This window comes from Pseudomonas silensiensis, from assembly GCF_050434865.1.
Taxonomy (GTDB): domain Bacteria; phylum Pseudomonadota; class Gammaproteobacteria; order Pseudomonadales; family Pseudomonadaceae; genus Aquipseudomonas; species Aquipseudomonas fluorescens_W.
Genome location: NZ_JBNDJH010000027.1, coordinates 97,630 through 112,246 on the forward strand (window position 1 = coordinate 97,630; position 14,617 = coordinate 112,246).

General features: G+C 59.3%; 10 protein-coding genes. 8 read left to right on the plus strand and 2 right to left on the minus strand.

Features of this window, described 5'->3' with window-relative positions; genetic code table 11:
- Positions 1-114: 114 nt before the first annotated feature.
- The 5 genes from QF010_RS28825 to QF010_RS28845 all read left to right on the plus strand — a co-directional run bounded on the left by QF010_RS28825 (position 115) and on the right by QF010_RS28845 (position 3,892).
- Complete coding sequence (locus tag QF010_RS28825; RefSeq protein WP_033054280.1) at positions 115-603, plus strand: DUF3015 domain-containing protein; 489 nt, start codon at positions 115-117, stop codon at positions 601-603.
- Positions 604-698: 95 nt separating this feature from the next.
- Positions 699-2,552 (plus strand): Lnb N-terminal periplasmic domain-containing protein, encoded by a 1,854-nt coding sequence (locus tag QF010_RS28830; protein ID WP_429534439.1) that lies wholly within the window; start codon positions 699-701, stop codon positions 2,550-2,552.
- A gap of 34 nt (positions 2,553-2,586) precedes the next feature.
- Positions 2,587-2,892: a chorismate mutase gene (locus QF010_RS28835; protein WP_033054278.1), complete on the plus strand. Its 306-nt coding sequence runs from the start codon at positions 2,587-2,589 to the stop codon at positions 2,890-2,892.
- Between the two features lie 78 nt (positions 2,893-2,970).
- Positions 2,971-3,327: a hypothetical protein gene (locus QF010_RS28840; RefSeq protein WP_033054276.1), complete on the plus strand. Its 357-nt coding sequence runs from the start codon at positions 2,971-2,973 to the stop codon at positions 3,325-3,327.
- Positions 3,328-3,397: 70 nt separating this feature from the next.
- A complete protein-coding gene (locus QF010_RS28845; protein WP_033054275.1) occupies positions 3,398-3,892 on the plus strand; it encodes a GreA/GreB family elongation factor in 495 nt (164 codons plus the stop codon).
- Here the strand turns inward: QF010_RS28845 and gdhA are convergent.
- Together gdhA and ettA are read right to left on the minus strand one after the other, a co-directional pair.
- On the minus strand, positions 3,889-5,226 hold the full coding sequence (gene gdhA, locus QF010_RS28850; protein ID WP_429534440.1) for an NADP-specific glutamate dehydrogenase: 1,338 nt from the start codon (positions 5,224-5,226) through the stop codon (positions 3,889-3,891). The two genes, QF010_RS28845 and gdhA, sit on opposite strands and share 4 nt — an antisense overlap.
- Positions 5,227-5,598: 372 nt before the next feature.
- Positions 5,599-7,263, minus strand: a complete 1,665-nt coding sequence (gene ettA, locus QF010_RS28855; protein WP_033054271.1) for an energy-dependent translational throttle protein EttA — start codon at positions 7,261-7,263, stop codon at positions 5,599-5,601.
- Between the two features lie 285 nt (positions 7,264-7,548).
- On the opposite strand from ettA, the gene QF010_RS28860 reads away from it, so the two are divergent.
- The 3 genes from QF010_RS28860 to QF010_RS28870 all read left to right on the plus strand — a co-directional run bounded on the left by QF010_RS28860 (position 7,549) and on the right by QF010_RS28870 (position 14,476).
- Positions 7,549-11,397: a sensor domain-containing protein gene (locus QF010_RS28860; RefSeq protein WP_429534441.1), complete on the plus strand. Its 3,849-nt coding sequence runs from the start codon at positions 7,549-7,551 to the stop codon at positions 11,395-11,397.
- Positions 11,398-11,632: 235 nt separating this feature from the next.
- Positions 11,633-12,886: a serine hydroxymethyltransferase gene (gene glyA, locus QF010_RS28865; RefSeq protein ID WP_033054266.1), complete on the plus strand. Its 1,254-nt coding sequence runs from the start codon at positions 11,633-11,635 to the stop codon at positions 12,884-12,886.
- A 276-nt stretch (positions 12,887-13,162) separates the two neighbouring features.
- Positions 13,163-14,476: a C4-dicarboxylate transporter DctA gene (locus QF010_RS28870; protein WP_033054264.1), complete on the plus strand. Its 1,314-nt coding sequence runs from the start codon at positions 13,163-13,165 to the stop codon at positions 14,474-14,476.
- Positions 14,477-14,617: the final 141 nt, after the last annotated feature.

Consider the following 14,617-nt stretch of genomic DNA (forward strand, 5'->3'; position numbering starts at 1 on the left):
ACCTCAGGAACATGCCTAAACTCCAAACTGCGCGGCTGGAACAATAACCGGCCCACTGGCGCCAGATCGGGCCAGACCCCTGTCCATTGGTATGCACATAAAGAGAAAAAAGCTATGAAACGGATTCTTCTCGGTACTCTCTTCACCGCTGTATCCATCAACGCCATGGCTCAGGCGCCAGGCGGCCCGGATTGTGGTTGGGGCAACATGCTGTTCGAAGGTCAGCGTGGCACCCCGGCTCACTTCCTGGCATCCACCACCAACGGCACTTCCGGCAACGCAACTTTCGGTATGACCTCGGGTACCAACGGTTGCTCGACCAATGCGGCGCTGACCTATGGCGGCAAATCCTGGATTGCCATGAATGGCATGATGAACGAGCTTTCTGAAGACATGGCTAAAGGTCAGGGCGAAGCGCTGACCACTTACGCCGTGGTACTGGGCGTGGCGCCGGAAGACCGTGCGCATTTCGCCGCCGTCACTCATGAGCACTTCCAGCAGATCTTCAGCAAGGCTGATGTGACCGCTGACGACGTGCATACCAACACCCTCGCCGTTCTGAAAAGCGATCCTCGTCTGGCTAAGTACGCTACTCAAGCTTAAGCTCGACTCGCCCGCTGCTCTTTCGGGGAGCGGGTTTTATTTTTTGAACCTGGCCCTTTTCGGGCCTTTGTTTCTTTCGAATTAAGTTGCCCACTATGCTCAAACGCCTTGCCTGGCTGGCGCTCTGTGTCTGCGCCCCGCTGTCTGCCGCGCCACATGTCGACAATCAACGTTTGCAGCAATTGGCCAATGACCCCTTCTGGATTTCCCTGGGCCACTACGAAACCGCCAAACTCGGTGGCTGGCGCAGCTATGTCAGCGACAAGAAATTCTTCCTCGCCGCCGACGGCAATGAACATCCCGACCATGAACTGGCGGCGACCGTGCAAGCGCTGTACGCCCCGGCCAGTGCCGGTGATAAGCATGCGCAATGCGTCTACCCCGCCCGCACCCGCTGGCTGAAGGCGCAGCTCAACCTGAGCGATCTGCCTGCACTGGACTGCACTGAATTCAAGCAATGGTTCAAGGATGTATCGCCCCACAGTGCGGTGATGATTTTCCCGGCAGCGTATCTGAACAGTCCGTCATCGATGTTCGGCCACACGTTGCTGCGCATCGACCAGGCCAATGTGCAGAGCGATCAAACCGCCCTGCTCAGTTATGCGATCAACTTCGGCGCCTACATCGAGGGCTCGGACAACAGCATCCTGTATGCCTGGAAAGGCTTGATGGGCGGCTATCCCGGTTTGTTTGCCCTGGTGCCTTATCAGGAAAAACTCTCGGAGTACCGCAGTCTCGAGAACCGCGATCTGTGGGAATACCGCCTGAACCTGACCCAGGCAGAAACCGAGCGCATGGTCGAGCACGTCTGGGAGCTCAAACAGATCCAGTTCGACTATTTTTTCTTCGACGAAAACTGCTCTTATCGTCTGCTGGAATTGCTGCAAGTCGCCCGTCCGAGCCTGCGACTGACCGAACAATTCCCGCTGACTGCGATTCCTACCGACACCGTCAAAGCGGTGAAAGAAGCCGGGCTGGTGGAATCCATTCAGTATCGACCGTCTCGCGAACGTGAACTGCTGAGCCGCGCCGAGCCGTTGACCCATGAAGAACAGGATTGGGTACTGAAAGTCAGCGCCGACCAGAAGCAACTGCAAGAACCGGCGTTCAAGGCTCAACCCAAGGCTCGTCAGGCGCTGATCATCGACGCGGCCTATCGCCTGGAGCGCTACCGCGCCAACGGCCAGGAGCGTGACCCGCAACGGGCGCAGCGCAGTTTCGAATTGCTGCGGGCGATCAACCAGAATCCGCCACCGGAACTGGACATCCCGCGACCCGGTTTGCCTGAGGATGGCCATGAATCGCGCACCTGGCAGGCCGGCATCGGCACTCGAGGCGACAAGGCCTTTGGCGAGTATGGCCTGCGCATGGCGTATCACGACCTCAACGACAACGCCGAGAGCTTCCCCCTCGGCGCGCAGATTGAAATCCTGCAAATGAAACTGCGCCAGTACGAAGGCAATCACTGGCAGTTGCAGCAATTTGACCTGGCGACTATCCGCTCCCTGACTCCGCGCAATGAATTGCTGCAACCACTCTCGTGGCAAGTCACCGGCGGCCTGGAGCGAGTGCCGGGCAAGCATGACGACGAAACCCTGGTCAGCCACGTCAATGGCGGTGGCGGCGGGACCTGGCAACTGGGCGACGACATGCTCGGCTTTGCTTTAGGCACCGTGCGCATTGAACACAACAACGACTTTGCCGGTTTCATCGCGCCGGCGGCAGGCTTTAACAGCGGTTTGCTGTGGAAAAACCCGGTGGGCAACTTCAGCCTGGAAGCCAAGGGCGACTTCTTCACCAACGGCGAAGTGCGTCGTAGCGTGAGTCTGAACCAGCAGTGGGAATTGTCTCGCAACCTGGGTTTACGCCTGAGTGCCCAGCGCGAATTCAGCCACCTGGCTTCGCCCGAGAATGAAGTGATGCTTGAGGTGAAGTGGTATCACTACTAATCCCTCCCTTGTAGAAACATGGAGCTCGAACAACATGGTCGTTACCTGCAATTCCCTCGAGGACGTTCGCCAAAACATTGATCGACTGGACCGTCAGATAGTCACTCTGCTGGCCCAACGTGGCGCTTATGTGGCGCAGGCGGCTCGTTTCAAGAAGGACCCCGACGCGGTGAAAGCCCCGGCGCGAGTCGAGCAGGTCATCGCCAAAGTTCGCGCACTGGCTGAGGACGCAGGTGCCAGCCCAGAAGTTACGGAGCAGGTTTACCGCGCCATGATCGCTGCATTCATCGAACAGGAATTGTCTGAACACGCGCGCCTGACCGCAACTCCAACGGATTAATCACAGGTCTTTCACAAACGCCTCACGATTCCACTCCTAGACTTCTCCCATAGGCCGTTGACGGCCTGGGAGTCTGAGATGTGGCGTTGCGTGGGTGTGGTGGGTTTGCTGATGTTGATCGCGGGTTGCCAGACGACCCACGAGGATCTGATCGCCAAGGGTTATCCACCGGCGTTCGCCGATGGCTTCGATGACGGTTGCAGCAGTGGCCGGCAAGCGGCGGGGGCAATGACCGGAGAGTTTCGTAAAAACGTTCCGCGTTACCTCAAGGACAAGCAATACGCCGAGGGCTGGAGCGATGGCTTCCGTCAGTGTCAGGCCATGCTGGAAAACCAGGACCGCGAGGACTATCGCAGCCACCATTGGGACGACCGGGACAAAGCCTGGCAGCAGCAGAAGGATCAGGGCGCCGCTCGTGCTTTTCGCTCGCAATAAGTCGCTGGCAGATATCTGTCGAAACTAAAAGCCTGCGACCATGGCCCAAACCCTATAACGGGAGACAACCATGAGTCGCGCCTTCGTCAATGAAGATAACGCCGCCGCGCAAGCCGATCAGCCCGTCGAACGGCAGGTCAGCGCGCAGCCCAATTACGTCACGCCCACGGGGCTGATCCAGTTGCAGGTGAAAGTCGCCGAATTGCAACACCTGCACAGCGAGCAATCGGCCAAAGGTGAGCACGCCGACAAGCAGCGCCTGGCGGACCTTGAACGCGATTTGCGGTATTTCAACCAGCGTCTGCAAAGCGCTCAGGTCGTGACCGCCGCCAACTCAACGCAAAAAGTGCAGATTGGCAGCCGGGTGACCTTCGCCGACGAACACAACACCGAGCAAACCGTGCAACTGGTCGGTGAAGACCAGGCCCACGCGTCGGCGGGCCTGATCAATTGGGGCTCACCGCTGGGCCGGGCGTTGCTCGGGGCGCAACTCGGCGACGAGGTGCTGTGGCAACGTCCGGCGGGCGATCAGTTGATCGAGATCATCCGTATCGAACCGGCTTAAACCACGCCTTGGGCGAGCATCGCGTCGGCGACTTTGACGAAGCCCGCGATGTTGGCGCCTTTGACGTAGTTGATCCGGCCATTCTCTTCGCCGTAATGCACGCAAGCGTGGTGGATCGACTGCATGATCGCGTGAAGTTTGCTGTCCACTTCGCCACCGGTCCACAGCAGGCGCATGGCGTTTTGCGACATCTCCAACCCGCTCACCGCGACGCCACCGGCGTTGGACGCCTTGCCCGGCGCGAACAAAATCCCCGCCTCGATAAACAGGTCCACCGCTTCCAGGGTGGTCGGCATGTTCGCCCCTTCCGCCACGCAGATGCAGCCGTTGCGCAGTAACGTGCGGGCCGCCTCGGCGTCCAGTTCGTTTTGTGTAGCGCACGGCAGCGCGATGTCGCAGCTCAGGGCCCATGGGTGCTGGCCGGCCTTGAACTCCAGGCCAAAACGGCCGGCCAGTTCACTGATGCGCCCGCGCTGGACGTTTTTCAGTTCCAGTACCGCCAGCCACTGCTCTTCGGTCAAACCGCTTTCGCAGTACAGCGTGCCTTCAGAATCGGACAACGAAATCACTTTGCCGCCCAGGTCCATGACTTTGCGCGCCGCGTATTGCGCGACGTTGCCGGAACCGGAAATGGCCACGCGTTTGCCGTCGACGGTTTTACCGCTGCGCTTGAGCATTTCTTCAGCGAAGTACACACAGCCGAAACCGGTGGCTTCCGGGCGAATCAGGCTGCCGCCATAGCTTGGGCCCTTGCCGGTCAGCACACTGGTGAACTGGTTGCTCAGGCGCTTGTATTGGCCGAACAGGAAACCGATCTCGCGGGCACCAACGCCGATATCACCGGCCGGAACGTCAACGTCTGCACCAATGTGGCGATACAACTCGCTCATGAAGGCCTGGCAGAACCGCATGACTTCAGCGTCGCTTTTGCCTTTCGGGTCGAAATCCGAACCACCCTTGCCACCGCCCATCGGCAACGACGTCAGCGAGTTTTTGAAGGTCTGCTCGAAGGCAAGGAACTTCAACACGCCGAGGTTCACCGAAGGATGGAAACGCAGCCCACCCTTGTACGGACCGATAGCGCTGTTCATCTGGATGCGGAATCCACGATTGACCTGCACCTTGCCTTGATCGTCGACCCAGGAAACCCTGAAAACAATCGCCCGCTCCGGCTCGCAAATCCGCTCCAGAATGCCCGAAGTCAGATAGCGCGGATTGGCTTCAAGAAACGGCCACAGGCTGCGCAGGACTTCTTCCACGGCCTGGTGAAATTCGGGTTGGTCCGGGTCGCGTTTTTTCAGGCGGGCAAGGAAGGATTCAACGGATTCGATCATGGAAAAGTCTCGGCAAATTTATTGTCGTTGGAAGAGATTGGGCCGGACTTTAACAAACGAAACGCGCACAGGAATAGAGCAGAATGTCGCGTTTATGAAATTAAATGGTGCATTGAATATAAATTCGGTCCGATTATCGGCCACTTTTGCACCAAAACAGGGATTCGCTCCTTGAATACTGCACCAACAGTTACACCGACATCGCTGGCAAGCTAGCTCCCACAGTTTAAGGCGTGGTTCATCAGATTAGAGACAGTGCATAAACCCTGTGGGAGCTGGCTTGCCAGCGATGAATACACCGCGGTGCCACTGAAAAATGAATAAAAAAAACGGAGCCCGAAGGCTCCGTTCTTTCATGCAACCAACCTGAAATCAGGCCAGTTTCTTGTGCCGTACACGGTGCGGCTGAGCAGCCGCTTCGCCGAGGCGTTTGCGACGATCGGCTTCGTACTCGGTGTAGTTGCCTTCGAAGAACACCGCTTGCGAGTCGTCTTCGTACGCCAGGATGTGAGTTGCGACGCGGTCAAGGAACCACCGATCGTGAGAGATCACAATGGCAGCGCCCGGGAAGTCCAGCAGGGCTTCTTCCAGGGAACGCAGAGTTTCAACGTCGAGGTCGTTGGATGGTTCGTCGAGCAGCAAGACGTTGCCGCCCTCTTTCAGGGTCAGGGCCAGGTGCAAGCGACCGCGCTCACCACCGGACAGGTCCTTGACGAACTTCTGCTGATCGCCGCCCTTGAAGTTGAAGCGACCGACGTAGGTGCGCGACGGGATCTCGTAGTTGCCGATGCGGATCTGGTCCGAACCGTCGGAGATTTGCTGGAACACAGTCTTGCTGCCGTCCAGGTCTTCGCGGCTCTGATCGACGCACGCCAGTTGCACGGTTTCGCCGACTTCGATGGTGCCCGAGTCCGGCGTTTCCTTGCCCATCAGCATGCGGAACAGGGTCGATTTACCGGCACCGTTACCGCCGATCACACCAACGATGGCGCCTTTAGGCATGGAGAACGACAGGTTGTCGATCAGCACGCGATCGCCATAACCCTTGGAAACGTTCTTGAATTCGATGACCTTGTCGCCCAGGCGTGGACCGGCCGGGATGTAGATCTCGTTGGTTTCGCTGCGCTTCTGGAATTCCTGCGATTGCATTTCTTCGAAGCGTTGCAGACGAGCCTTGGATTTGGACTGGCGGGCCTTGGCGCCTTTGCGCACCCACTCCAGTTCTTCCTTCATGGCTTTTTCGTGGGCCGACTGCTGCTTGGATTCGGCAGCCAGACGATCGGACTTGGCTTCGAGCCAACCCGAATAGTTGCCCTCGTACGGGATACCGGCGCCGCGGTCGAGCTCGAGGATCCAGCCGGCAACGTTGTCCAGGAAGTAACGGTCGTGCGTGATCGCAACCACGGTACCCGGGAAATCGTGCAGGAAGTGCTCCAGCCAGGCGACGGAATCGGCGTCCAGGTGGTTGGTCGGTTCGTCGAGCAGCAGCATGTCGGGGGCGGACAGCAGCAGGCGGCACAGGGCCACACGACGCTTCTCACCACCGGACAGGAATTCAATCTTGGCATCCCAGGCCGGCAGACGCAGCGCATCGGCGGCGACTTCCAGTTGGCGATCCAGGTTGTGACCGTCGCTGGCTTGCAGGATGGCTTCGAGCTTGGCTTGTTCAGCGGCCAGTTTGTCGAAGTCGGCATCCTCATCAGCGTAAGCCGCGTAGACCTCGTCCAGGCGCGCCTGGGCGTTCTTGATCACGCTGACCGCTTCCTCGACCACTTCACGCACGGTCTTGGTCGGGTCCAGGATCGGTTCTTGCGGCAGGTAGCCGATGTTCAGCTCCGGCATCGGACGGGCTTCGCCCTCGAACTCGGTGTCGACGCCCGCCATGATTTTCAGCAGCGTGGACTTACCCGAACCGTTGAGGCCGAGTACGCCGATCTTGGCGCCAGGGAAGAAGGACAGCGAAATGTTTTTCAGGATTTCCCGCTTCGGCGGAACAACTTTACCCAGCCGATGCATGGTGAATACGTATTGAGCCATGGAGAACCTAGGGTCAGTGAACGATGAATGATTGGGGCGCGGGCGATGCCCGGCCAGGCCGTGCGCGTCGTCCGATTGATAGCTATCAATACGTGCGCGCTGAAAAAGCCTGATTCTAGGAGCTGGAACGCTCCCGCGTAACCGGCAAAGCTACCTGATTGACGGAAGGCAGTCCAGCCGAGCGGGACTGGCACTTTGCCACAACTCAGGGCATGCTAGCCGCCCTCCGGGCGTCCGGCTTATAGTGCACGTCGCGCCAGTCCAGCCAAACCGCAGGATTACAGTTTGTCTAATGTCACTCCCTCATCGTCCGTGACCGCACTCAATCCTGCGACCGGCTCAACCCTGCGTGGGTCCTTGAAGGGCGCGCTGGCGGCGCTCGTCCTGTTGTTGCTCGCGCTGCTGTTCTGGCAGTTGCTGGATCAACTGCGCGATACCCAACAACGCCAGCGTCAGTACACCATCGACTACACCGCCGATCTGGCCTCGCAAGTCAGCCTGAACATGGCGCTGAACGCCCAGATCGCCCTCAACCTGCTACCGATCGTCGAACAACCGCAAAGTGCCGACGAACAGCAGGTGCTGTTTCTCAAACTGCAAAAATCCTTGCCCGAGCTGCGCAGCCTCGCGTTGCTCAGCCCTTCCGGGAAAATCCTCACCGACAGCGCCGACAACAGCGACGATGCCGACTACCTGAGCGAACTGGTCCGGCGCAGTCGCGCCCAGGCCCATTATTTCAGCAACGCCAATAACGGTTCGGTAGTGCATCTGCTGCTGCATCAAGCCAGCGGTAGCACCCGTGGCTACTGGGTTCTGCGCCTGACGCCGACATTTTTCTCGTCACTGACCAAACAAAACGAAACCGGTATTCGCCCGCTGTGGGTGGTGGAAAACCGCGTCAATCACCAGATCATCAGCCGCGACGATGGGCAGTTCTCAGCCACTCCGGCAGTAATGACACCGGACGAGCAGGCCAACAGCGTACTGACCGTGCCCCTGAGCAACAGCGACTGGCAACTGCGCGGGTTGTTCGACCGGAAACGGGTGATCGAACAGCTGCTGCCGGCGTTCATCGGCAAATGCCTTCTGGGCCTGGCCTTCTCGCTCCTGCCGTTCATCGCCTTGCTGAACATGCGCCGCCGCCAACGCCAGGTACATGAAGGCCGTCGACGCTACCAGGATATTTTCGAAGGCACCGGCGTCGCCTTGTGTGTACTCGACGTGTCCGGGCTCAAAAGCTTCTTCGACAAGGCTCAGCTGTACAGCGGCGAACAACTGAAGGCCTGGCTCGAAACACCGGAACAACGCCAGCAGCTGCTGCAGGAACTGCGCATCACCGAAGTCAACCTGGTCGCCCTGCAACTGCTCAACGTCAGCACGTGCGATCAAGCCTGGAAACTGCTGATCGACGGTAACCCGCAGGACGGCACCGCCATCGGCAATCAAGTGCTCGACGCGGTGCTCAACCAGCAGAAACAGCTTGAACTGGAAATCAAACTGCAAGACGCCAATGGCCGCGACCAGCACTTGTGGCTGGTCCTGCGTCTGCCGGAAGACCAGGACGACTATAAAGCGGTGATCCTGAGCATCACCGACATCACCAGCCGCAAGCTTGTCGAATTGTCGCTGCTGGAGCGCGAAGGATTCTGGTCCGATGTGGTGCGCACCGTGCCGGATCATCTGTACGTGCAGGACGTGATCAGCCAGCGAATGATTTACAGCAACCACCACCTGGGCCAGACACTCGGTTACAACCGTACCGAATTGCACCAGATGGGCGAGTATTTCTGGGAAATTCTGCTGCACCCCGAAGATGCCGACTTCTACCACCGCTCGCGCCAAACCCAGCGCCAGGCGGGTTACAGACAATTGATGCAATGCCAGCTGCGCTTCCGCCACCGGGACGGTAAATGGCGGCGCTTCGACATTCGCGAACAGGCGCTGGCGCGGGACAAGCATGATCAGGTCACGCGGATCATCGGCGTGGCCAAGGACATCACCGATCAGATTGAAGCCAGTGAGTCCCTGCGCGACAGCGAGCAGCGTTACCGGATGCTCGCCGAAAGCATCAGCGACGTGATTTTCTCAACCGACAGCAAGATGGCGCTCAACTACGTCAGCCCGTCGGTGCAAGCCGTGCTGGGCTACGACGTCGACTGGATTTTCCAGAACGGCTGGCAATCGACCATCGCCAACCCGCAACAGCTGACCGGCATTTACAGCCTGATGGACCGGGTCAGCAAAGCGCTGAACAAACCCGACCAACTGGCGCTGTTGCGCAGCCAGGTACAGACCCAACTGTTTTTGTTCGACTGCCTGCGGGCCGACGGACGCAAGATTCCTATCGAACTGCGGCTGGTGCTGGTCTGGGACGAACACGGTGCATTCGAAGGCGTACTGGGCGTCGGTCGCGACATCAGCCAGCAACGCCGGGCCGAAAAAGACCTGCGCATGGCCGCGACCGTATTTGAACACTCGACCTCGGCGATCCTGATCACCGACCCGGCCGGCTACATCGTCCAGGCCAACGAAGCCTTCAGCCGTGTCAGCGGTTATGCGGTAGAGCAAGTGCTCGACCAGTTGCCGAACATGCTGACCGTCGATGATCAGCAGGAAGCCCATCTGCGTTACGTGCTCAAGCAATTGCATCAGCACAGCACGTGGGAAGGCGAAGTCTGGCTCAAACGACGCAATGACGAGCACTACCCGGCCTGGGTCGGGATCACGGCGGTGCTGGATGACGAAGGCGATCTGGCCAGCTACGTGTGCTTCTTCAGCGACATCAGCGAACGCAAGGCCAGTGAACAGCGGATTCACCGCCTCGCCTATTACGACGCCTTGACCCACCTGCCCAACCGCACACTGTTCCAGGATCGCCTGCACACGGCGCTGCAATCGGCCGAACGGCAGAAGTCCTGGGTGGTGCTGATGTTCCTCGACCTGGACCGCTTCAAACCGATCAACGACTCCCTGGGCCACGCCGCTGGCGATCGCATGCTCAAGGAAATGGCCACGCGCCTGCTCGGCTGTGTCGATGATGACGATACCGTGGCGCGCATGGGCGGCGATGAATTCACCTTGCTGCTGCAACCGCGGGCCAACCGTGAAATTGCCTTGAACCGGGCGATTCATGTGGCCGAACAGATTCTCGCCAGCCTGGTGAAACCGTTCGTGCTTGAAGGCCGCGAGTTCTTCGTCACCGCCAGTATCGGCATCGCCCTGAGCCCTCAGGACGGTAACGAACTCAGCCAGCTGATGAAAAACGCCGACACCGCGATGTATCACGCCAAGGAGCGTGGCAAGAACAACTTCCAGTTCTATCAGGCCGACATGAACGCCAGCGCCCTGGAGCGTCTGGAACTGGAAAGCGACTTGCGTCACGCCTTGGAGCAGAACGAATTCGTCCTCTATTACCAACCGCAGTTCAGCGGCGATGGCAAACGCCTGACCGGCGCCGAAGCCTTGCTGCGCTGGCGCCATCCGCGACGCGGTCTGGTGCCGCCGGGAGACTTCATTCCGGTGCTCGAAGAGCTCGGCCTGGTGGTGGATGTCGGCGACTGGGTGATCAGCGAGGCCTGCCGTCAGCTCAAGGCCTGGCATCAGGCCAAGGTGCGGGTGCCGAAGGTGTCGGTGAACATTTCGGCCCGGCAATTCTCCGACGGCCAACTCGGGACGCGGATCGCCACCATCCTCAAGGAAACCGGCCTGCCGCCGGCGTGCCTGGAGCTGGAACTGACCGAAAGTATCCTGATGCGCGAAGTCAGCGAAGCGATGCAGATTCTCGCCGGGCTGAAAAACCTCGGCCTGAGCATTGCGGTCGACGACTTCGGCACCGGTTACTCATCGCTCAACTACCTCAAGCAGTTCCCCATCGACGTGCTGAAAATCGACCGCACCTTCGTCGACGGCCTGCCGTCGGGTGAGCAGGATGCGCAGATTGCCCGCGCGATCATCGCCATGGCCCACAGCCTGAACCTGGCGGTTATCGCCGAGGGCGTGGAAACCCACGAGCAACTCGACTTCCTGCGTGAGCATGGTTGCGACGAGGTTCAAGGGTATCTGTTCGGCCGGCCGATGCCGGCGAACCGGTTTGAGGCGCAGTTCAGCAATGATGCGCTATTCATGTTCGACTGAAACGCAATCACTGTGGCGAGGGAGCTTGCTCCCGCTTGAGTGCGCAGCGCTCACAAGATTTTTAGGGCCGCTTCGCAGCCCAGCGGGAGCAAGCTCCCTCGCCACAGGCCAGCACGATCACCGCTGATCCCGTCATGAAGCCCACTTGTCTGCGACATGATGTCCTTTCATATGCCATCTAAAACCCATTGGGTTAGAATGCCCCCCTTTTCTGCCCCGATCCCTGAGGACCGCCATGTTCAGCCGTGATTTGACTATTGCCAAGTACGACGCCGATCTCTTTGCCGCCATGGAGCAAGAAGCTCAGCGCCAGGAAGAGCACATTGAGCTGATCGCTTCGGAAAACTACACCAGCCCTGCGGTCATGGAAGCTCAAGGCTCGGTACTGACCAACAAGTACGCCGAAGGCTACCCGGGCAAGCGCTACTACGGTGGTTGCGAGTTCGTCGACGTGGTCGAGCAACTGGCCATCGACCGTGCAAAAGAACTGTTCGGCGCTGATTACGCCAACGTTCAGCCACACGCCGGTTCGCAAGCCAACAGCGCCGTTTACCTGGCGCTGCTGCAAGCGGGCGACACCATCCTGGGCATGAGCCTGGCGCACGGTGGTCACCTGACCCACGGTGCCAGCGTTTCCTCCTCCGGCAAGCTGTACAACGCCGTTCAGTACGGCATCGACGGCAATGGCCTGATCGACTACGACGAAGTCGAGCGTCTGGCGGTCGAGCACAAGCCGAAAATGATCGTGGCCGGTTTCTCTGCCTACTCGCAGATTCTGGACTTCCCGCGCTTCCGCGAAATCGCTGACAAGGTTGGCGCCTACCTGTTCGTCGACATGGCCCACGTGGCCGGTCTGGTCGCCGCTGGCGTCTACCCGAACCCGGTACCTTTCGCTGACGTCGTGACCACCACCACGCACAAGACCCTGCGCGGTCCACGTGGCGGCCTGATCCTGGCTCGCGCCAACGCCGACATCGAGAAGAAACTGAACTCCGCCGTATTCCCGGGCGCCCAGGGTGGCCCGCTGGAGCACGTGATCGCCGCCAAAGCGATCTGCTTCAAGGAAGCACTGCAACCTGAGTTCAAGACTTACCAGCAACAAGTGGTGAAAAACGCCCAGGCCATGGCCGGCGTGTTCATCGAGCGCGGTTACGACGTCGTGTCGGGCGGTACTCAGAACCACCTGTTCCTGCTGTCGCTGATCAAGCAGGAAATCTCCGGTAAAGACGCTGACGCCGCTCTGGGCAAAGCGTTCATCACCGTGAACAAGAACTCCGTGCCAAACGATCCACGCTCCCCGTTCGTCACCTCCGGCCTGCGCTTCGGTACTCCGGCTGTGACCACTCGTGGCTTCAAGGAAGCAGAGTGCAAAGAACTGGCCGGCTGGATCTGCGACATCCTGGCGGACCTGAACAACGAAGCGGTGATCGACGCCGTTCGTGAGAAGGTCAAGGCCATCTGCAAGAAGCTGCCGGTGTACGGCGCTTAATCAGCCCGCAGAACCGCAGCAATGAAAAACCGGCCAGTGATGGCCGGTTTTTTTATGCCCGCGATTTTTTTCAAACAGCGAAAAGGCTCAAGGTCGGGGCATTGCGCCCAACTGGTAAGACCGGTCATGCCAATTTCTCAAAATTTGCTTGCGATCACCCAAAAACAGCGCCTAGACTGCGCCTGCACTGGACATACCGGTAAGACCACAATAATTAAGTCCTGAATCTGATGCGCGAAGCGCACGGCAGCCAGGACACCGACCAGGATTCCTCCCATGCTCAGATGGTGCTCGCGTTCTATCTTCCTCCAAGTGGTTCTCGGACTGGTGCTCGGCATCGTCTGTGGGCTGACCCTTCCTGAATACTCCGCCCAGCTCAAACCGCTCGGTGATGGCTTCATCAAACTGATCAAGATGCTCATCGGTCTGATCGTGTTCTGCGTAGTGGTCAGCGGCATCAGCGGTGCCGGCGACCTGAAGAAGGTCGGGCGCATCGGCCTGAAATCGGTGATCTACTTCGAAATCCTGACCACCATCGCCCTGGTGATTGGTCTGGTGTTCGCTTTCACCACCGGCATCGGCAGCGGCGCGAACATTCATCTGGATCAGCTCTCCGCTGCCGACATGGGCGACATCGCCCAGCGCGGTCAGCACATGCAAACCACCTCCCAGTTCCTGATGAACCTGATCCCGACCTCGGTCATCGGCGCCTTCGCGGAGAACAATATTCTGCAAGTGCTGCTGTTTTCGGTGCTGTTCGGCAGTGCGCTGAACCTGGTGGGCGAAGCAGCGTCGGGTATTTCCCGACTGATCAATGAGCTGAGCCACGTGATCTTCCGCATCATGGGCATGATCGTGCGTCTGGCGCCGATCGGCGTGTTCGGCGCCATCGCTTTCACCACCAGCAAATATGGCCTGGATTCGCTGCAGCACCTGGGCAGCCTGGTTGGCCTGTTTTACCTGACCTGCGTGGCGTTTGTGTCGCTGATTCTCGGCCTGGTGATGCGCCTTTCGGGCCTGAAGATGTGGCCGTTGCTCAAGTACCTGCGCGAAGAACTGCTGATCGTGATGGGTACCGCTTCTTCCGACGCCGTGCTGCCACAAATCATGCGCAAGCTTGAGCATCTGGGCATCGGCAGTTCGACGGTCGGGCTGGTGATTCCGACCGGGTACTCGTTCAACCTGGACGGTTTCTCGATCTACCTGACCCTCGCCATCGTGTTCATCGCCAATGCCACCGGCACGCCGCTGGCCATGACCGACCTGCTGACCATTCTGCTGGTGTCGTTGATCACCTCCAAAGGTGCCCACGGGATTCCCGGCTCGGCGCTGGTGATTCTCGCGGCAACACTGACGGCAATCCCGGCAATTCCGGTGGTTGGCCTGGTGCTGGTGTTGGCAGTGGACTGGTTCATGGGCATCGGCCGGGCGCTGACCAACCTGATCGGCAACTGCGTCGCCACCGTGGCCATCGCGCGCTGGGAAAAGGACATCGATATCCAACGGGCGAACAAAGTACTTTCTGGTCAGGTGGGTTATACCTTCCAGCCGAGAAAGCCTGTCGGCCCGGCACATCAGCAGGAATTCTGAATAACCGCCGTGGCGGCCCCCCGGCCCGCCCCCCCCCCCACAGGTTTTGTTTGTCATTGGGGGACCCGTGGTAACCCCCTCGGCCGGGGGGTATTATGTTGTAGTAAAAAAACCGGGCGCGTTGGGGCGCGGGGACTGGGG

Excerpts from the sequence above, each read along its gene's own strand:
- QF010_RS28825 (WP_033054280.1), top strand. The coding sequence starts at position 115 with ATGAAACGGATTCTTCTCGGTACTCTCTTCACCGCTGTATCCATCAAC.
- QF010_RS28830 (WP_429534439.1), top strand. The coding sequence starts at position 699 with ATGCTCAAACGCCTTGCCTGGCTGGCGCTCTGTGTCTGCGCCCCGCTG.
- QF010_RS28835 (WP_033054278.1), top strand. The coding sequence starts at position 2,587 with ATGGTCGTTACCTGCAATTCCCTCGAGGACGTTCGCCAAAACATTGAT.
- QF010_RS28840 (WP_033054276.1), top strand. The coding sequence starts at position 2,971 with ATGTGGCGTTGCGTGGGTGTGGTGGGTTTGCTGATGTTGATCGCGGGT.
- QF010_RS28845 (WP_033054275.1), top strand. The coding sequence starts at position 3,398 with ATGAGTCGCGCCTTCGTCAATGAAGATAACGCCGCCGCGCAAGCCGAT.
- gdhA (WP_429534440.1), bottom strand. The coding sequence starts at position 5,226 with ATGATCGAATCCGTTGAATCCTTCCTTGCCCGCCTGAAAAAACGCGAC.
- ettA (WP_033054271.1), bottom strand. The coding sequence starts at position 7,263 with ATGGCTCAATACGTATTCACCATGCATCGGCTGGGTAAAGTTGTTCCG.
- glyA (WP_033054266.1), top strand. The coding sequence starts at position 11,633 with ATGTTCAGCCGTGATTTGACTATTGCCAAGTACGACGCCGATCTCTTT.
- QF010_RS28870 (WP_033054264.1), top strand. The coding sequence starts at position 13,163 with ATGCTCAGATGGTGCTCGCGTTCTATCTTCCTCCAAGTGGTTCTCGGA.